Origin of the sequence: Nocardia sp. SYP-A9097 (assembly GCF_009649815.1) — a bacterium.
Classification (GTDB): Bacteria; Actinomycetota; Actinomycetes; order Mycobacteriales; family Mycobacteriaceae; genus Nocardia.
Genome location: NZ_WJIC01000003.1, coordinates 473,705 through 491,418, shown reverse-complemented (window position 1 = coordinate 491,418; position 17,714 = coordinate 473,705). Strand labels below are relative to the sequence as shown.

The following is a 17,714-nucleotide window of genomic DNA, read 5'->3' as shown; positions in this document are numbered from 1 at the left end:
CCGTTTTAACATAATTCAGTTCTGTTATTCTTCGGAGCATGGCACGCCCTCCCCTGGGACGTCAACAACTACTCGATGCTGCCCGCGCGGAGCTGGTGGCGGCCAATGGCGTGGTCGATCTGAATTCACTCAAACGGCGTTCCGGGCTGAGCACGGGCGCGCTCTATCACCACTTCGGCTCCAAAGCCGGTCTGCTGGTGGCGATTTACGAGGAGTTCCACGCCGGTCTGGTCGCCGCCGTCGCCGACGAGACCATCGCCAACGAGCAGGGCTGGGCCGCCCGCGAGCGCGCCCGCACCCGCAATTTCGTGGAATACCACTTCGGCGATCCACTCGCGGAACTCCTACTCGGCCGGATCAGCACCGAACCCGAGGTCGCCGAGGTGGAGGCCGCCACCCTCGAGCGCATTATCGAATCCGCGGGCCGCAATATCCGCACCGGGCAGGAATCCGGCGAACTCGACCCCGGCATCGATCCCGACCTCGCGGGCGCGTGTGTCATGGGCGCACTTCGGCACGGTATGGCCGAACAGCTCCGCCGCCACCCCCGGCCCACGATAGATGCCGCGACAGAAGGACTTTGGCGGTTCATCGCCGCGGCGGTCGGCGTCAACGCGGGGTCCACACCGGCGCCATTGTGAGTGGATGACCACGAAGGTCGGCAGCGGCAGTATTCCGTGCCAAAGCCGCGGCGGGACAAGTATTTTCGGCGAACCGTACCGAAACCCGATGAAGCGCGGGGATAACGCCTAACCTGGTGTTTGTTTCAAACTGACCAAAACGGGAATGGCTGCAGTGCCCAACTGTCCAGTTGCAGCCGTCTGGCGGCAGAACGCAGGAGCAACCCAGCGTGAGCAGGAAAGCAACATCAACCCATCTCGAACTCGATCAGAAATCCACGAAAGCAGTCAGCGGCGCCGATGCCTGCTGGCCCGAGCCAAGTCCCCTCGCCTCCTGGTGGGAGGGAGTCATGTTCGATGAGGCCGAACCACAAGGAATCACTCGCGATATAGCCTGACGACCTGCTCACACCGCCCGCGTGTGAGCGAGCCGGACTCGAACGGGGCTGGCGCACAACCGAACTTGTCGGTGGCCGGGCATACGCTCGATCGGCAGATTTCAATTTGCCTATCAGCGTTAAGAGTTGATCTTCATGACTGTATACGCAGTTTATGGGGCCACCGGTCATACCGGTCGCCTGGTTACCGCCGAACTTCTCGCCCGGGGCGGGGATGTGATTGTCTCCGGGCGAGATCCGGATGCCCTGGCCGCACTCGGGCAGGCCCGCGTCATGCCCGCGGGCGTCGATGATCCCCGCGCACTACGGGCGCTCGCCGAGGCCGCGGACGTGCTCATCCACTGTGCGGGGCCGTTCACCACCACGGGACTGCCGGTCGCCACGGCCGCTGTCGAGGGTGGTTGTCACTATGTCGATCATGCCGTCGAGGTGCACCATGTGAAGCGGCTGTTCGATACCTTTCCCGAGCGCGCGCAGCGAGCCGGGGTCACCATGCTGCCGAGTGTGAGTTTCTATGGCGGACTCGGCGATCTGCTCGCGGGGGCGGTCGCACGCGATGTCCCCGAAATCGACCGTATTACCGTGGCTTACGCGGTCACCAATTGGATGATGACACACGGCGCGGTGGAGACCGCGCGATTGCTCTTCGCCGATACCGACCGCATCGGCTATTCCGACGGGCAGCAGCAGTACGGGTTCGTCGAACCGCGCCAGGCGATCTTCGCATTTCCACCGCCGGTCGGTCCGCGACCGATGATCGCACCGGTGCCTTTCCCCGAAGCCGTCACCGTCCCCCGGCACACCCACTCCAAAGCGGTGGAGGCCCAGCTCACCGCCGCCACCTTCGCCGAAGATCAAGCGTTCACCAGCGAGCAGGTCGACTCCGAGACGCGCGCGGCGAGCGAATTCACCATTACCGCACAGGTTCTCGCCGCGTCCGGCTCGGCGACCGGAAACCTGCGCGGCCGCGATCTCTGGCGCGCCGGGGCGCTGGCCTCGGTGGAGGCGGCGATCCGCCTCGCCGAGGGCACCGCCAAGAGCGGAGTGGCAAGTCCCGCAGAGGCTTTCGACGCCACCGAATTCCTGAACACCCTCGCCGAACACGGCGCATTCACCCTCGAACTGCCGGAAAAGGCGTGAGGAGCACAGCGATGGAACCCATTCTCGTCACCGGTGCGGCCGGCGGCAGTCAGGGCGGCACCGGCCGCACGGTCGCCGAATCACTACTGCGCGCGGGCCTTCCGGTGCGCGCGTTCGTACACAGCGATGATGCCCGCGCGGCCGAATTGAAGGATCTCGGCGCGGAGGTGGTCCGCGGCGATCTGCGCGAGATCACCTCGGTGCTACCCGCCGTGCAGGGTGTGCGCAGCGCCTACTTCACCTATCCGGTCACCGCCGGAATGCTGGACGCCACAGCCGTTTTCGCGGCGGCGGCCCGCGAATCCGGGATGCGGCGCGTGGTCGCGGTCTCCCAGCTGGGATCGGCGCATAATGCGGGCACACCGCATATGCGCAGGCACTGGGTGGCCGAACAGGTCCTCGACCGCGCCGAGATCGGCGCTGTCCACCTGCGTGCCGCGGTCTTCTTCGAGAATCTGCGAGTGGCGATCGGCGACAGCGGCGTCCTCGCGCTACCGCTCGGCTCGCCCGATACCGTGCTGCCGTTGATCGCCGCCGATGATGTGGCGGGGGTAGGCACCGGCGTACTGCGCACCGACGGCCCGGTGGATTCGGTGCTCTGGTTGGCGGGCGAGATCATGACGGTCGGCGCGGCCGCCGCACACTTCGGCGTCCCCTATGTGCATGTCGACCCGGAAGAGTGGGCCGAGACCGCGATTTCGCGCTACCGCGATCCCGTCGCGGTAGAGCACCTGACCCAGCTCTGGACCATGTTCGCGGCCATCGGCTCGGGCCATGAACTCTTCCGGGTGACCGAATCGATCAAGCAGTACACCGGTCGGCCGCCGATCACGCTGCGCGACTACCTATCTCGCACCTAGCGGTCAGGCCGCCTTGCGATCGTCGCCCGCCGTGCCCCGGTGATCGTCGAACATCGCCCGGTGCATCGCACACCGATGCACCGGTCCCGGCTTGCAGAAGGCGGGATCCAATCGCTGTACGAAAGTGAGGTTGTCACGCCGCCAGCAGTCCACACACACCCGCTCGTCCATGGCGTCCTCCTAGGTCTCCGACTACGAAAGGCCTGCAACCCGAGAGTTCCCCGGTATGTCAGTATTCACTCCCGACGTATCCATCCGATCACCACGAAGCCGCCAAATCGTTACGCGGGCATGAGATTCCGCGCTGTCAGCTGACACCCACCCTGCGAATCAATGCGGCCGCGCCTGGGCCGGCGAGTGCGTCGAGGCGGACGGCTCGACCGGTCGCGAGGAGCAGCAGGTCGGCGATCGGGCCTTCGACCAGGGCTCCGGTGCCAGCGGTCCAGTCGGTGTCGGTTGCCACGAGACGGAAGCCGGACATTCGCTGTTCGGAGTGGAACAGCCATTTGGTGGCCCACACCCGCTCGATGGCCAGACGGGCTGCGGCCGTGGGCATTTCGACCCGCAGACCGAGTGGAATCGCGATGTCCTGAATGTGGACGAGTACATCCATCAGGCGATCGGCCGGGGTGGTACCCGGCGCGGTGGTGCGCATGGGGATGGTGGTGCGCAGTTCCGCCAGCAGTTGCCCCGAGCTCCTGGCCTCGGCATGCCGTATTCCGGTATCCCGCGCGAACCGGGTAATGCTGCCCCGCGCTCGAATCAGATTGATCAGCAGTGCCCCGAGCGTGGGATTGCTGGAGAGCACCACGTGTGCGACCACATCGCGGATGCGCCACTCCGCGCAGAGCGAAGCGCGATCCCAATCCTGATCGGAGATCGATTCGAGCAACTCCACCAGGGTGACGCGTTCGGTGGCGACGGCTCGCCAGATATCGTCGGATGTCGTAATCATCGGGTGAATTCCTTTCGCTTCGGCGCTAGTACCGTAGGAACTCCACCCGGGTGGAGGTTCAAGCCATAGTGACCCACGACACACTGCGCGGATTGGTGAGCATCGGTGAGCTGGCCGAGCTCACCGGCGTACCCGTGCGCACCATTCGCTTCTACTGCGATAACGGGGTTTTGGAGTCGGTACGCAGCTCGGGCGGGCATCGCATGTTCGATGCCGGCCGGGCAGCCGAACGGCTGCTGCTGGTGCGGCGACTGCGCACCCTCGGAGTCGGATTGACGGCGATCTGCGCGGTGCTGACCGGCGAACAATCCCTCGCCGAGGCGGTCGCGGCGGAACGCGCGGCGGTGGATATCGAGCTCGATGAGCTCGCCTGGCGGCGAGCGTCCTTGCGCGCCATAGAGAACGCGGACCCCGCCGAACGCGCGGCGCGACTCGAACTGCTCGCGAATGTGCAGAATGGCGCGTCCGCGTCCGCGTACGACACGCTCGTAGCGTTCTGGCGGCGGATACTCACGCCGGTGCCGCCGGACCTGTTCGACGGGTTCCTCGATATGAATGTGCCCGGCCGACTCCAGGATCCGACACCGGAGCAGGTTGTCGCCTACGCCGAGCTCGTCATGCTCGTCATCGACCGCACATTCAGTACGGTTGTCTCACAACAACTCTGGCGTTCGGACCCGTATCGCCTCTCCGACCGCGCGGGATTGATCGCCGGTGTCGGCGAGGCGTGCGGTATGGCCGAGACCCATATCGCCGCGGGCAGCGAACCCGCCGCCGGCCCCGCGCTGGATCGGTTCGTGGCAGCGCATGCCGCCGCGCGAAACACCATCGACACGCCCGGCTTCCGCGAGCAACTCGGCACCGGCCACCACGACGCGGACGCCCGCACACAGCGCTATTGGCAGCGTGCGGGCGAGATCATGGGCACCTCGACCACCGCGGGCGCGGGCCAGCGCTGGCTGTTCGAAGCGCTCTCCCGAACGACGGGCGGATCAGGCCGCCGCGGTGCGTAGTTCGCGCAGCACCAGGTCCGGGTCGGCGACATCGACGACGAGCCGGGTGAAATCGGCCCCCGCCAAGTCGATTCGCACGCCCTGCCCGGCGAAGTGGGTGTCCCAGAATTCCTTGCGGCCCTTACCGCGGAAGGTGCCGGCCGCGATGACGCCGGGGAAGAAGGCACCGGGCGCACGCAACCACGGCGGGCGCAGATCCACTTCGGCCTCGGTCACGGCCGCGATCTCCGATAAATCGAATGTCACCCGCTCGCGCAGAGCCAGCACCCGATGTGTTCCGGTCACATGCACCGTCACGGTTGTCCCCGCGATCTCCAGCTCGACCATCCCGCACCTCCACTCGCCGACGTACTTCCACCATCCAGAGTGCCGCGCGGTTCTGGCCGTAGCCTGAGCATCTCCTACGATTACGCACAGACTTTCGCGTTGCGCCAGCTAGAAGGCTTGCCATCTTCTCAGGACGTCTCGGATTCCAGTTTTGCTCCAACTTTCATCGGATTCAGGTCCTCGAGAATCTCCGAGTTGTCTACCACCGCCTGAACGTAACCGTTCCGGTCGATGTAGTGGCATCGCGCCACGCTGGAGCCCTCAGAGTGCCCCAGCTGAGCACTAGCACGCCGCGGGTCGCCCTGAGGTTCCCCCCAAACGGTGGACGGGGGGCTTATGCGGCCGAGGAATCGACCGCGTGGAGTGACCACTCGTAGCTGTCGGGGCTGAGCATCCCGACCGCCGAGTGGCGTCGCCTACCGTTGTACCAATTCATCCATTTGTCAACTGTGGCAACAAGTTCGGATTTCGTAGCAAGGTGTGTCGGTAATAGTACTCATGCTTGAACGTCGACCACAGACTCTCCGCGCCGGCGTTATCCCAGCATATTCCAGTCGCCCCCATCGACCTGCGCAGCCCGTGAGGTGAGCAGGCAGCGGCCATATCGCTCGCCGTGTATTGGCTGGACTACCCCTGTCCGAGTGCAAAATCGACACACGAACGGCCACGAGCAGCGACAGCCAATTCGACAGCGTCAGTGACTATTTCGGTGCGCATATGCTCGGCCACCGTCCAGCCCAGCACTTTCCGGGAATGCTCATCGCGGATCGCGCATAAATACATGTCACCTTCACCGCAGGTCAGATAGGTGATATCCGAGGTCCACACCGCATCGAGGCGGCCCTGGTCGAAGTCGCGGTCCACCAGATCCGGCGGGAACGACGCCGCGGGATCGACGATGGTGGTGCGGATTTTGAAGGTCCGCGGGCTGATCCCGGCCAGCCCGATCTCGGCCATGACCGCCGCGACCGTCTTCTCCGACACCCGGTCACCACGTTCACGCAGCTCGGCGGTGATTCTCGGTGCACCGTAGGTGCCATCGGAATCCTGGTGGACAGCTTGGATTTTCACCGTCAGATCGACGCGGCGTTGCTGCCGGTCGGTCAGAACGGTGGCCGCCGCGCGTTTGCACCAGGCATAGAAACCCGCCCCGACACCTCCAACAGCCGTGCCATACGGGTGACATCGGCCCGCACGCCGGTGATCTGCGGGGCGGTGGCTACGCTGGTGAATCCTGACGGCGGTTATCGATGAACTCTGACGTCGGACGGCGTGGCCGAGATCCGTTGGCATCGGCGAATTTTGACGTCATCGACGAGCGTGTCCGGAAGCCTGGGCGTGTCCGGCGAATGCACGCTCATGCCGAGTTCAGTGCGATGCGTTGCATCGATAAGGTGGCATGGTGCCCGATCTAGCTGCGCCCACCACAGATTTGCACGCGTCCTGGCTCGAGGCACATGCCGAGTGGGGTCCGGACATGCACGAAGACGGTTTCGGGCTTCTGCCCACCGACGAGGTCGACTCGCCCGCGGGGTTCGAGGTCTGGGTAGCGCGGCTCACCGACGAGCCCGATCACGGGAACACCAGCGGGATCCGGTGCAGATACCGATGGATCGTCGAGGGAGGAAAGGTTCTCGGCGGAATCGCACTGCGGTACGGGTCCGGTGAGACGGTGACGCGGACCGGGCATATCGGCTTCGGCATCCGGCCATCCGCCCGCGGGTGTGGTGTGGCGACCTGGGCGCTGGGCCGGATGCTCGACGATGCACGAGGCCTGGGCATGGACCGGGTGCTACTTGTCTGTGCGGAGGAAAATGTGGCCTCCGCCAAAACGATCGAGCGTCACGGCGGCGTCCTCGAAAGCATTCAGGACACCGAACTCGGTCCGGCGCGGCGTTACTGGATCACCATCGGCCAGCGCAGCACGACGTCGCTCTAACGGTTGCGCGGATTCCGACCTCGCATTTCGAACGTCCTATATTGCCGCTGACTGCGCTGATCGGATCGGCCACGAGACACGACCAAAGATCAACGGCCCGGGGTTATCTCAGCCTTGAGAACGCACCATCATGCCAATGACCGAGCGGGTTGTCGCCCAGGAGATCTGCTCAGCTACCGGTAGGAAATCGGTGCTCGATCGCTTGACGAGCCATCGTCCAGGTCGTTTCGAATTCCTCGGCCGCCATTTGCTCGAGGGCACTGGGCTCGACATCCCAATCTTCGGCGCTACCCTCCGCGAGCACACCGTATTTGCGTTCGTACGCCTCAACCGCAGCGAATCCCCCGTGGTCTCGTGCATACGTCACCTCCGCCAGCGACGCGGCCGTGACCGGCTCACCGTCAGCACCTCGCAGATCGACCTGCCGGTTCGGCCAGCCATCGTCATCAAGTTCGATCAGGAGCCAGACGCCCTCATCTGCGTAGTAGTCGCGAATCCACCTCATCCGACCAGTATTACGGCTGTCGGTCACCACCGAGGAAACGTACGAATATGCCGCATGCCGCGCTGTTCGGAACGGCCAGCGCGGCATCATGGAAGATCAACCGGCGGTATCCATCTGGCGCCAGCGGAACGCGCGCTCAAGCCGCGTGGCCCGCTGATCGAACCGGCCAGTGCACGGTATCGGAAGATTAATGGGCTACGAGCATCTGGCTCCGGCCGCTGAACTCCAGGTCTCCAGCGGAGAGGGCTTCGATGACGGTGTACTGCTGCGACGTCACCGAACGAGAGTGGTCAACGCAACTGTGACCAGCAAGAGGCCGATCGCGACGATGAGGCACCTGATCGCAGCCCGTGTCCTCCGTACGCGATATTGATCCACGGAGGACGCAATCCACAATTCAAGGATCGCTCCTCGGAGTTGTTGTTCTGGCGACAGGTTCGTGACTCCCTCAAGGAACTGTTCGAACGTCGCCCATGTCGCGTCGTACTCGGTATAGGAGTAGAGCCGCGCTCCGTCGGAACCAACTGTGTCCCAGCGTTTCACCCATTTCTTTGGGGCGAACAATGGTGAGACCAATACCATCGCGGCGAACACGACCGAGGCTGCCACGAAGAGCAGTGCGCCGAGAGTCGAGCAAACCACCACAATGCTCGGACGCGACGGCCCCCTTGCCGTGAATGTTAGTGTGGTTCCCGCGATTACAAGTGCGTTGGCACTAAGCACAGTGCCAGTTCTCGCCACCATGCTCGCGCGATGCTGATCTTCTCGAACGATGTGCCATTGAACCGCCTCCAAGGTGAGTCCCCTTGGCCGACCAGCAGATCCCCCCGTTGCCATCATCAAATCGTCGTTCCATGCGGTCGCTCGGTCAAGGCCGAGTCAGCATAATGCTCAGGTGATGCGCCAGCGCGAAGAAGTCCCGTGTGTGAATACAAGACTGGTGGCCCATACCGACCGAATGCAGATCGGCGGCGGTTCGCTGGCCGTTGAGGACATCCCAAACTGCCGCATGGCGCGCTGACCGAACTGGCCAGCGCGGGGCATCGGAAGATCAATGGGCAGAACGCTTCACGTCTACAAGCGGTGCGCGCTCTAGCCGCATACAGCGTGGTCGGCGGTTGAGATCCGCTGCGGCTCAGGACATCCGCACACGCAGATGACAGCGTTTGCTCTCAGTAGGCATCCGTGACGTAGAAGAACGCGTTCGGTCTACGGATTTCGTGAGGCATGTCTTCGTCCAGCCAGTCCTGATGGACACCGCCGTCGAGATGGCCGTCCCCGACGCCGACAATCACACGCCACGTCCGTGGCTGAAGTTTGCCGATCACTCGACAGGGGAGGCTGTAGGGCACCTTGGTTAAGTGGACTACGTGACGCATTCGGTATCGGGCCTCTCACACATGCAGGACGCTTCCACAACCTACCTGCGACGCGCCCACCCGCACATCCATTTATGCCGCAGTCCGCGGGCAGGTGCAGGCCGGCCAGGCCGAGGTTCGGCTCAACGCACGCACATCAGCGTAAGGCGTTTTGTGTCAAGCGGTTTGGTCGGTGCCTCTGGTCTGTCGTCGTCCCGGCATAGCCCTCTCCGCCGCCTCCGCGAGTTACAACTCGTCACCAGCGTGCTGCCAGTGCTTTCAACAAACCCATCCTTGGCAACGCAATAGCGTCACCGCTTCACGACCTTCCAGGTCCAGGACGACGCGGCACCTTGGACCCCATACCGCTGATCACGACCCGACAGGAGCGCGTCCACGTCCGGCACCCCGGTCTCGACAATGGGGCACCGGCCCGCTTGGCGGCCATTTAATCGTCCGCCGTTGGTGCACAGGTCAAGACGCGCTCTCGACAAGCCAGTCTCCGGTATCGCAGGGAACGCACCGGACAGTTGGCTGGCCGCTCCGTGTGTCCTCACCGTCGAACAGGAGCCACATCGGCGTTGTGCTGTACGCCGGTCGCGACAGTGAATGCACGTAGGACATCTACTCTGGTCGATCAACGCGGCAGCCAGATGGGTATCGCTATGGGCACGATGATCGGTGGCGATGGCTATGCCGCACAACGACGGACGCTCTCACTCAGTCATTCTTCATGCGTTGAGATATCCGCTGGTCAGGTACAGAATCTCACAAATTGTGTGATGCGTGTAATGGCCAGTGGTGTCAAACGGCCATGCGGATGTTGCCCCCCTTACCTTGCGTACGAAAAAGGCGCACAATCACCATGTATTCCAACTTCAAGGTCTGTGATCGGTGGGTAGCTGGATGCCTGCCGACAACATCTGGACGGGCATCCTCCGTGATGACAGCGTCCCCATACCGGGCTGTGGCGCCTGGATTCACCGTCGGCATCGCGGCCCGCGCGCCACGCCATACTCAACGCCGGGCACCGCGAATGCTGCCTGTAGCGACTACGAGCCGCCGTCGCGAGTCGGTACCAATAGATAGGAAACGCCATGTCAGAGCAGAACAAGGCCGCCGCCAAGCGTGTCTTCGACGCATGGAACATGCGAGACCTCGATGCATTCGACGAGGTAGTCGCGGTCGACTACATCGACCACGATCCACAGAACCCGTTCGCCGATATCCATGGCCCCGACGGCCTCAAACGGCTCGCGCAGATGTATCTCGCCGCGTTCTCGGATCAACGGTTCCTGGTCAACGAACAGATCGCCGAAGGCGACTTCGTCACTACCCGATGGACGGGGACGGGAACCAACGACGGCGAGATGATGGGTATGCACGCGACAGGCAAATCGGCGGTCATTCAAGGAATTACAATCAATCGCTTCCAAGACGGTAAGCTCATCGAAGGCTGGACATGCTGGGATACGCTCGGGATGATGCAGCAACTCGGTGTCGTCCAGTCGGCGCGCTCTGCAGCAACCTGACTCGTGACGTGGCTCCGCACCACATCGCAGTGTTGCACGCGAGAAGATCCGCCATCCGCGCGTGAGCGACCTCAACGAGTTTGTCGGCGGACCGCGCAGCCTTCAGCAGCATCACCGGCCTACCCACCTGAACCAGATCGAAAACCCCTCGGCGTGTCGACAATCGACACGCCGAGGAGGTATCACATATCCAGAGGCCGAAGCATTTACTGCGCCGCGATACAGTTCATCACTGCGTGGCCTCCAAGGCTACGCGGCGGCGGCAATCCAGTACCAAAAGATGGTCAGCCCCGCGGGAACTCACGGGAATCGGACTCCACGATTCGGTGTAAGTTTGCAGCCCGAAATCCGGGAACTCCCCGGAAGTGAGGGGTGGTCTCGGGACATTCCAGATCGCCCAAAATTGCTGAACTACAAACGATTACGCCGGTGACGACGGGAATCTTGAGCAGCTCTGGTAGAACCTACGAGTTCTCTCAGGTTCGCGGCGATAATGTGATTGCCGTGATCGCGACCAGGAGGATTCGGTGGGCCGCTGTGCTCGGCGTCATAACATTGCTGATCGCGGGTTATGCGGGGTGGCAGGCTTTCTCCCGTTCCGAGGCGGGGTGTGGGAGCGGTCCGTGCGACGGTGATGATCCGGGACTGGCCGCCGGTACGCGGGCGGTGAATCCTCAGGTGCGGGTGTGGTCGCGCTCGATCACCTTGATCATGGCCGAGGGCGGGGCCTCGGCGAGCATCGCGCAGGCACAGGCGGGCGATTCGGTGTGGCTCGATCGCGGTACCACTGACCAGCGTCTTCGGGGCGAGAATTTGGGCATCACAACGCTTTCCGCCACCGAAACCGCCGCGACCACGAAGTTCTATCGATACGACGGCGGTCTGCTGCGGGCTTGCGGGAAAGCCGGTGATCGGCCGGAGGTGCGGTGCACGCGCTGGATGGCCGCCGCCGACCCGCAACCGGATCGGCGGATGCGCGCCGTGGAGCGGCTGCTGGACCGGTACGACCACGACACCGGACTCTGGGAGAACGATGTCAGCACCTGGCAGAGCGCCAATGCTTTGACCACACTGATCGATTACCTGCGAGACAGCGGAGATCGGCAGTATCTGAGCTATATCGAGGAGACCTATCGGCACGGTGAGGTAGCCCGTACCGGTCTGCCGCGAACCACCGGGTACAACGATGACGAATTGTGGTGGGCGCTGGCCTGGATCAAGGCGTTCGACCTCACCGGCGAGGCGCGGTATCTCACCGCGGCGCGCACCATCGTGGACGGGCTCGCGGATCAGAAGGCGGCGTTCTGTGGTGGCGGATTGGCGTGGGCGCGTGTGGGAGTCGATCCGCAGCTGCGCCCGTGGACGCAGGTGAACGCGATCACCAATGCGCTATACATCAGTGCGACAGCATTACTCGGCACCCGGGTCGACGCGTCGGATCAGCCGTCATACCGCGCTCGCGCCACTGCGACCTGGGATTGGTTCAGCACCGGGGCTGGACGGGCGCTACTGGATTCCTCCGGAGCCGTGAACGATCACCTCGACCAGTACGGCGACACCTGCGTACTGGTGGATGCGAACACGCGCTGGACCTACGGGCAGGGCGAGATGATCGCCGGATTGGTTGCGCTGTACCGGATTACGGGCAATTCCGAGCTACTCACCTCGGCCGACCGGATCGCCGCGGCGGCCACTCGCGACGGTTCGCCCTTCCTCCAGGATGGAGTGCTGAACGAGCCGAGCGCCACCACCTGTCCAGGTCCCTCCTGCCACGACGCCGAAACCTACAAGGGCGTCTTCGTGCGCGGGTATCGGGAGCTACGTGAGACCGGTCGATCCCACGCCGCCACAACAGATTTCCTGATGCGGCAGGCGAACTCGCTGCGCGACAACGACGATGAATACGGATTCCGGTGGCAAGGTCCGCCGGGCGCGGACGACCACCCCAATTTCGCCACTCAGGCGGCGGCTCTGGACGCGCTCAACGCCGGCTCGTAGGCAACCTCCCAGCACTCCACCAACTCACTGAACACATTGCCGCCCACCGGTTTTCACATCACGATCGCCATCGACATCGCGCTCCGGACGCGAGACACTGCAAAGCGCCGTCGCCGATTGGAGAACACAGTGGACGCACAACCGATTGTCCTGGATCCCTTGGGATCCGATATCCAGGGCGAATCCGCTCGCATTCGCGAACGCGGCCCCATTACCCTGGTGGAATTACCCGGCGGGGTCCGTGCCTGGTCGGTGACCGATGCCAAGATCCTCAAGGAACTCCTCACCGATCAGCGCGTCTCCAAGGATCCGCGGCAGCACTGGACCGCCTTCATGAATGGTGAGATCACCGCCGAATGGCCACTGCTGCCCTGGGTTTCGGTCGACAATATGTTCACCGCCTACGGCATGGACCACCGCCGCCTGCGTAAACTCGTCGCCCCCGCCTTCACTCATCGCCGCACCACCGCCCTGCAGCCGCGCCTCGAGGCGATCACCGCCGAGCTGCTCGACAAGCTCGCCCAGACCCCGCCCGGCGCGACCATCGACCTGCGGGAAACCTACTGCTATCCGTTGCCGATCCAGGTGATCAGCGAACTGATCGGGGTGCCCGAGGACCGCAATCCCGCCCTGCGCAAATGCGTCGACAGCTTCTTCGACGGGGCACTCGGTCCCGAGGAGGGTCTGGCCAACTACCTCGAAATGTACGGTCTGGTAACCGAAATCGTCGCTATGCACCGCGAATCCCCCGGCGATGACCTCACCAGCGCGCTGATCGCCGCCCGTGATGAGGACGACGGCTCCCAGCTCTCCGAGAAGGAGTTGGTCGACACCTTGAATCTGGTCATCAGCGCGGGCCACGAAACCACCGTAAATCTCTTGGACCAGGCTATTTTTGCGCTCCTGACCCGCCCCGAACTCCGCGCGGATGTCACCGAGGGCCGCGTCGGCTGGCCCGACCTGATCGAGGAAACCCTCCGCTACGAGGCCCCCGTCGCCCACCTGCCACTGCGCTATGCGGTCGAGGACATCGAGATCGGCGGCCACCGAATCCCCAAGGGCGAAGCCATTCTCGCCTCCTACGCCGGAGCCAATCGCGACCCGGACGTGCACGGCTCCACCGCCACCGAGTTCGACCCGCACCGTGCCACCAAGGACCAGCACCTCGCCTTCGGCTACGGCGTCCACCACTGCCTGGGCGCTCCCCTGGCCCGCCTCGAAGCCACGGTCGCCCTCCCCGCCCTCTTCGCCCGCTTCCCCGGCTTGACCCTGGCCGCCGACCCCGAAACCCTTTCCACCTCACGAAGTTTCATCTCCAACGGCCACGCCGAACTTCCCGTCCAGCTCACCTAGTCCATTTCACCGGGCCGGTTCAGTGCGGAATGATGCTGGACCGGCGCGGCACGGGACGGGAGGTCAGATGTGCTTCGATAACCTGCGCGACCTGGTAGGCGGCGACGGTCGGTTCGAGGTACGGCAGATATTCGACGGTGCGAGCCAGAGCGGGCAGGTCAACGCTCAAATACATTGCCATCAAAGGGTTTACGAACAGTTCTGTGCCGTTGGTGCGGTCGGTGGCGTGGATGTCGCCGAATTCGCCCCGCAGGGCCGTCGCGATTTGGGAGTGGACGATGCTGGGGCGCAGCGGTGTCTCGAGGAGTGAATGGCGGACCGCGGCGAAGTAGGCGGCGCCTTCGGGGCTGTCCGAGGGGATGGAGAGCGCGCCGAGGTAGGCGTTATCTCGTTGCAGCGCAGCGAGATTCTCCAGCACGTGGGCGTGGCAGACGCCGTGGTAGGAGTCGATGCCGAAGCCTATCGACACCACCAGACGGGTGATGGCGTCGATGCCGGCGACTGCCGCGAGGCTCGTCATGTCCTCCTGTGGGGTGCCGAGCCCGGCTTCGTCGCCGCGGAGCAGGATGTCGGTGCCGCCGTCGATCAGGACCACGGCATCCAGATCGAGTTTTTCGATGAGGGCGCGGTAGGCGTCCCGCAGCGGTTGGACTCCCGATGAGGGGAAGGCGTAGACGACCGGATTACGACCCGTACTCGCCAGCCAGCGGGCGAGTGTGCGTTCGGGGAAGTAATCGTCGTTGCCGATGGAATCGGGATGCACGGCAACAACTCCCGGCGCTTCCCAATCCTCGATGGCGGTCCGGCGCAGATCGCTGAAGGAGAAGTTCGCGAGGTGTACTCGCTTGCCGAGCCCCTCCAGCGCGATCGCGAGCGGTAGTCCGCCGTAAACGTCGAAACCACCGCCTGCTCCGGCGATCAGGATGTTCGCCGAATTGCGCAGGCGGTGGAACAGGGGTGGTTCGGCCAGACTGAAAGATGACACCCGGCCATCATGGCCGCCCGAAACCGTTGGTGGCCAATGGATTGGGTCAGCGGGTGTGGCGGCCTACGGCGTTGAGGTGGGTCAGGGCTTGGGTATAGGAGGTGAGGAGGGTGGTTTCGGCGTAGGGGACGCCACGTTCGGCGCAGAACTCCATCACGATCGGTTGGGCGAGGCGGAGATTGGGGCGCGGCATGGAGGGGAACAGGTGGTGTTCGATTTGGTAGTTGAGGCCGCCGAGAGCGGTGTCGGTGAGCCAGCTGCCCCGGACATTGCGGGAGGACAGGACTTGGCGGCGCAGGAAGTCGGTGTTGTCACCTTCGGGGAAGACCTCCATGCCCTTGTGGTTCGGCGCGAAGGTGCAGCCCATGTAGAGGCCGAAAAGGCCCTGCTGGACGGCGATGAAGACGAGGGCCTTGACCGGAGACAGGACCAGGAACACCGTGGCGAGGTAACCGGCGGCGTGGGCGGCCAGTAGCGCGCCTTCCCAGAAGCGGTGCCGCAGTGGCCATTTCACGACCGCGCGAACACTGGAGAAGTGCAGGCTGCCCGCCTCCAGCAGGAGCATGGGGAAGAAAAGCCACGCCTGGTAGCGGAAGATGAAGCGGCGGAAGCCTTTTCCGGTCATGGCTCGCTCACCGGAGTGCGCCAGTACACCGGAGACATCGGGATCCGCGCCCTCGGTATTGGGGTGGGCGTGATGCCGGTTGTGGTTGCTCGTCCACCATCCGATACTCAGTCCGGTCGCGAGATTGCCCGCGATCAGCCCGTACACGTAGTTCGCGTTCCGCTTACCGAAGATCTGCCGGTGCCCGGCGTCATGGCCGAGGAAGGCCAATTGCGAGAAGATCGCGGCCAGGAACACCGCGGGAGCCAACGACCACCAGGAGTCGCCGATCGCCACCAAGGCGGCCCATCCACCGAAGAACGCGGCCGCGGTCAGCGCGGTCCGCAAACCGTAGGCCCGCAGGCGTCGATCCAGCAAACCCGCCTGCCGCACTCGCCGCATCAGCACCGCGTACTCACTGCCACGTATCGGCGCGGAGTCACGCACCGATGGCACCCGACTCTGCACTATCGACGCAGACCTGCGCTGCGTCATCTCTATCACCACGGGCTCTGCCCATCCTGCTGTCGCTGTTTGATCAGTGGACGCCCCATTAGCGCCCGCTGCCGCACCGGATTCCGAAGTCAGCACATGGCCGCTCGCCTGCCTAGCCAACAGCATGCCGCGCTGCGACCACCATGAGATGAACATACGTGCCGAACCCCGACACATCTGCATGACGATTTCACCCCGATGCCTCGGCACGGGTATCAGCCGATCCACAAACGGGTTTCGTGCGCGTTGATCAGGGCGCTGACATGCGACAACACAGATTCTACCGGCCGGGGCGGCAGTCGGCGACCGTCCCGCAGCCGCACGGCCACATCCCCATTCGCATGCTCGGCGGGACCGATGACGAGTTGGTACGGGACCAATCTGGCGGCACGAATTCGCGCGGAGAGGCTTCCGGTGTCGGCGCCGGCCACCTCCGCACGCAAATCGACAGAGCGGCAACGTTCTAGCAACTCCGCTGCGGCGGGCTCCTGCGCGGCGGAGACCGGCAGTATCACCACCTGATTCGGGGCCAGCCAGGCCGGGAAGGCACCGCCGTGTTGTTCGATCAGGTGCGCGACAGCGCGCTCGATACTGCCGACAATGCTGCGATGCACCATGACGGGACGATGTTTGGCACCATCCGGTCCGATGTAGTGCAGGTCGAATCGCTCGGGTTGATGGAAGTCGATCTGCACGGTGGACAGGGTTGATTCGCGGCCCGCATGGTCGGCCACCTGGATATCGATCTTGGGTCCGTAGAACGCGGCTTCGCCTTCGACCGCCTCATAGGTCAGTCCGGAGCTGTCGAGTACCTCGGTGAGCAGCTTGCTCGCACGCCGCCACATCGCCGGTGCCGCAACGTATTTGCCGCCCGGACCGGGCAGCGACAGTCGATAGCGCGCCGCGCTGATCCCCATCGCGCGATACGCGGAGCCGATCAACTCCAGCGCGGCTGATGCCTCCTCGGCGACCTGATCCAGGGTGCAGAAGATGTGCGCGTCATTGAGCTGAATACACCGCACCCGGGTCAAACCGCCCAGCGCACCGGACAATTCGGACCGATACATGGCGCCGAGCTCCGCCATCCGCAATGGCAACTCTCGATAACTGTGCGACCGTGACCGATAGATCACCGCATGGTGCGGGCACAGACTCGGCCGCAACAGCACCTGCTCCCCACCGACCTCGATCGGCGGATACATGTCCTGCCCGTAATGCTCCCAGTGCCCGGATATCTCATACATCTCCCGCTTCCCGAGCACCGGCGAATACACATGGCTATACCCGGCCCGCCGCTCCACCGCCCGGATGTACTCCTCCAAACTGTGCCGCACAATCGCGCCGTCCGGCAGCCAGTACGGCAACCCGGCCCCGATCAGTGGATCGGTATCGAACAGCCCGAGCTCTCGGCCCAGCTTCCGATGGTCGTACATGAGGGACTCCTCCCAATTGAGGGCGAGTGTCCACGCGAGAAAGCCCCGGGCACTCGCCCGGGGCTTGGATCAGAACAGGATTCAGCGCGCCGGGAAGTCCGACGTCGTCGTAAGTTCAGCGCGCTGCATGCCCCGCACGGTACGCGCGGGTTCGATAACCGGGCAACGGAATTACCCGCCACTGGTTGCCGGCCGCGAC

The 17,714-nt window shown here is 64.0% G+C and carries 17 protein-coding genes and 2 pseudogenes; 10 read left to right on the top strand and 9 right to left on the bottom strand.

All coding sequences use genetic code 11. The features are described 5' to 3' along the window. Window positions 1–38 precede the first annotated feature (38 nt). From GFY24_RS09685 to GFY24_RS09670, 4 genes are all read left to right on the top strand, one after another. Window positions 39–641: a TetR/AcrR family transcriptional regulator gene (locus tag GFY24_RS09685; protein WP_153804620.1), complete on the top strand. Its 603-nt coding sequence runs from the start codon at window positions 39–41 to the stop codon at window positions 639–641. A gap of 209 nt (window positions 642–850) precedes the next feature. Further along, window positions 851–1,018 carry a hypothetical protein gene (locus GFY24_RS09680; RefSeq protein ID WP_153804619.1) on the top strand — a complete coding sequence of 56 codons (168 nt, stop codon included), beginning with the start codon at window positions 851–853 and terminating at the stop codon, window positions 1,016–1,018. A 135-nt stretch (window positions 1,019–1,153) separates the two neighbouring features. Next, complete coding sequence (locus GFY24_RS09675) at window positions 1,154–2,158, top strand: saccharopine dehydrogenase NADP-binding domain-containing protein (RefSeq protein ID WP_153804618.1); 1,005 nt, start codon at window positions 1,154–1,156, stop codon at window positions 2,156–2,158. Between the two features lie 11 nt (window positions 2,159–2,169). Further along, window positions 2,170–3,018 carry an NAD(P)H-binding protein gene (locus tag GFY24_RS09670; RefSeq protein WP_153804617.1) on the top strand — a complete coding sequence of 283 codons (849 nt, stop codon included), beginning with the start codon at window positions 2,170–2,172 and terminating at the stop codon, window positions 3,016–3,018. Window positions 3,019–3,021: 3 nt separating this feature from the next. Here the strand turns inward: GFY24_RS09670 and GFY24_RS09665 are convergent, their stop codons facing one another. Both GFY24_RS09665 and GFY24_RS09660 read right to left on the bottom strand, forming a co-directional pair. Continuing rightward, a complete protein-coding gene (locus tag GFY24_RS09665; protein WP_153804616.1) occupies window positions 3,022–3,189 on the bottom strand; it encodes a hypothetical protein in 168 nt (55 codons plus the stop codon). A 136-nt stretch (window positions 3,190–3,325) separates the two neighbouring features. Beyond that, entirely contained in the window at window positions 3,326–3,973 is a 648-nt protein-coding gene (locus GFY24_RS09660; protein WP_153804615.1) for a maleylpyruvate isomerase family mycothiol-dependent enzyme, read from the bottom strand. Between the two features lie 68 nt (window positions 3,974–4,041). Here GFY24_RS09660 and GFY24_RS09655 point away from each other — a divergent pair, with 68 nt between their 5' ends. Then, window positions 4,042–4,986: a MerR family transcriptional regulator gene (locus GFY24_RS09655; protein WP_309230657.1), complete on the top strand. Its 945-nt coding sequence runs from the start codon at window positions 4,042–4,044 to the stop codon at window positions 4,984–4,986. On the opposite strand, the gene GFY24_RS09650 is transcribed toward GFY24_RS09655, so the two are convergent. From GFY24_RS09650 to GFY24_RS09645, 3 genes and pseudogenes are all read right to left on the bottom strand, one after another. Next, window positions 4,966–5,313, bottom strand: coding sequence for a hypothetical protein (locus GFY24_RS09650; RefSeq protein ID WP_153804614.1), 348 nt, complete (start codon window positions 5,311–5,313; stop codon window positions 4,966–4,968). The genes GFY24_RS09655 and GFY24_RS09650 overlap by 21 nt on opposite strands. A gap of 334 nt (window positions 5,314–5,647) precedes the next feature. Then, window positions 5,648–5,773, bottom strand: a pseudogene (locus GFY24_RS43625) (hypothetical protein); the annotation flags it as partial. Window positions 5,774–5,940: 167 nt separating this feature from the next. After that, on the bottom strand, window positions 5,941–6,384 hold the full coding sequence (locus tag GFY24_RS09645; RefSeq protein ID WP_194852805.1) for an IS3 family transposase: 444 nt from the start codon (window positions 6,382–6,384) through the stop codon (window positions 5,941–5,943). On the opposite strand from GFY24_RS09645, the gene GFY24_RS41040 reads away from it, so the two are divergent. Together GFY24_RS41040 and GFY24_RS09640 are read left to right on the top strand one after the other, a co-directional pair. Beyond that, window positions 6,364–6,567, top strand: a complete 204-nt coding sequence (locus GFY24_RS41040; RefSeq protein WP_194852804.1) for a hypothetical protein — start codon at window positions 6,364–6,366, stop codon at window positions 6,565–6,567. The genes GFY24_RS09645 and GFY24_RS41040 overlap by 21 nt on opposite strands. A 145-nt stretch (window positions 6,568–6,712) precedes the next feature. Then, the gene (locus GFY24_RS09640) at window positions 6,713–7,252 is read left to right on the top strand and encodes a GNAT family N-acetyltransferase (RefSeq protein WP_153804612.1); all 540 of its coding nucleotides are present in this window, start codon (window positions 6,713–6,715) and stop codon (window positions 7,250–7,252) included. 169 nt (window positions 7,253–7,421) lie between these two features. Here the strand turns inward: GFY24_RS09640 and GFY24_RS09635 are convergent, their stop codons facing one another. After that, window positions 7,422–7,787 carry a hypothetical protein gene (locus GFY24_RS09635; RefSeq protein WP_228566119.1) on the bottom strand — a complete coding sequence of 122 codons (366 nt, stop codon included), beginning with the start codon at window positions 7,785–7,787 and terminating at the stop codon, window positions 7,422–7,424. Window positions 7,788–10,212: 2,425 nt separating this feature from the next. Here GFY24_RS09635 and GFY24_RS09630 point away from each other — a divergent pair. The 3 genes from GFY24_RS09630 (at window position 10,213) to GFY24_RS09620 (ending at window position 13,998) form a co-directional block, all read left to right on the top strand. Beyond that, on the top strand, window positions 10,213–10,647 hold the full coding sequence (locus GFY24_RS09630) for an ester cyclase (protein WP_153804611.1): 435 nt from the start codon (window positions 10,213–10,215) through the stop codon (window positions 10,645–10,647). A gap of 504 nt (window positions 10,648–11,151) precedes the next feature. After that, window positions 11,152–12,645 (top strand): glycoside hydrolase family 76 protein, encoded by a 1,494-nt coding sequence (locus tag GFY24_RS09625; protein ID WP_153804610.1) that lies wholly within the window; start codon window positions 11,152–11,154, stop codon window positions 12,643–12,645. A gap of 129 nt (window positions 12,646–12,774) precedes the next feature. Then, window positions 12,775–13,998 carry a cytochrome P450 gene (locus GFY24_RS09620; protein WP_309230656.1) on the top strand — a complete coding sequence of 408 codons (1,224 nt, stop codon included), beginning with the start codon at window positions 12,775–12,777 and terminating at the stop codon, window positions 13,996–13,998. A 19-nt stretch (window positions 13,999–14,017) separates the two neighbouring features. Here GFY24_RS09620 and GFY24_RS09615 read toward each other — a convergent pair whose 3' ends face one another. The 3 genes and pseudogenes from GFY24_RS09615 to thrS all read right to left on the bottom strand — a co-directional run. Further along, window positions 14,018–14,983 (bottom strand): DUF1152 domain-containing protein, encoded by a 966-nt coding sequence (locus GFY24_RS09615; RefSeq protein WP_309230655.1) that lies wholly within the window; start codon window positions 14,981–14,983, stop codon window positions 14,018–14,020. 46 nt (window positions 14,984–15,029) lie between these two features. After that, entirely contained in the window at window positions 15,030–16,034 is a 1,005-nt protein-coding gene (locus tag GFY24_RS09610; protein ID WP_309230654.1) for an acyl-CoA desaturase, read from the bottom strand. Between the two features lie 263 nt (window positions 16,035–16,297). Further along, a pseudogene (thrS, locus tag GFY24_RS09605) lies at window positions 16,298–17,518 on the bottom strand (threonine--tRNA ligase); the annotation flags it as partial. Between the last annotated feature and the right edge of the window lie 196 nt (window positions 17,519–17,714).

What these genes read in the sequence shown, in the direction of transcription:
- GFY24_RS09685 (WP_153804620.1), top strand. Translation starts at nt 39, where the DNA reads ATGGCACGCCCTCCCCTGGGACGTCAACAACTACTCGATGCTGCCCGC.
- GFY24_RS09675 (WP_153804618.1), top strand. Translation starts at nt 1,154, where the DNA reads ATGACTGTATACGCAGTTTATGGGGCCACCGGTCATACCGGTCGCCTG.
- GFY24_RS09670 (WP_153804617.1), top strand. Translation starts at nt 2,170, where the DNA reads ATGGAACCCATTCTCGTCACCGGTGCGGCCGGCGGCAGTCAGGGCGGC.
- GFY24_RS09665 (WP_153804616.1), bottom strand. Translation starts at nt 3,189, where the DNA reads ATGGACGAGCGGGTGTGTGTGGACTGCTGGCGGCGTGACAACCTCACT.
- GFY24_RS09660 (WP_153804615.1), bottom strand. Translation starts at nt 3,973, where the DNA reads ATGATTACGACATCCGACGATATCTGGCGAGCCGTCGCCACCGAACGC.
- GFY24_RS09650 (WP_153804614.1), bottom strand. Translation starts at nt 5,313, where the DNA reads ATGGTCGAGCTGGAGATCGCGGGGACAACCGTGACGGTGCATGTGACC.
- GFY24_RS09640 (WP_153804612.1), top strand. Translation starts at nt 6,713, where the DNA reads ATGGTGCCCGATCTAGCTGCGCCCACCACAGATTTGCACGCGTCCTGG.
- GFY24_RS09630 (WP_153804611.1), top strand. Translation starts at nt 10,213, where the DNA reads ATGTCAGAGCAGAACAAGGCCGCCGCCAAGCGTGTCTTCGACGCATGG.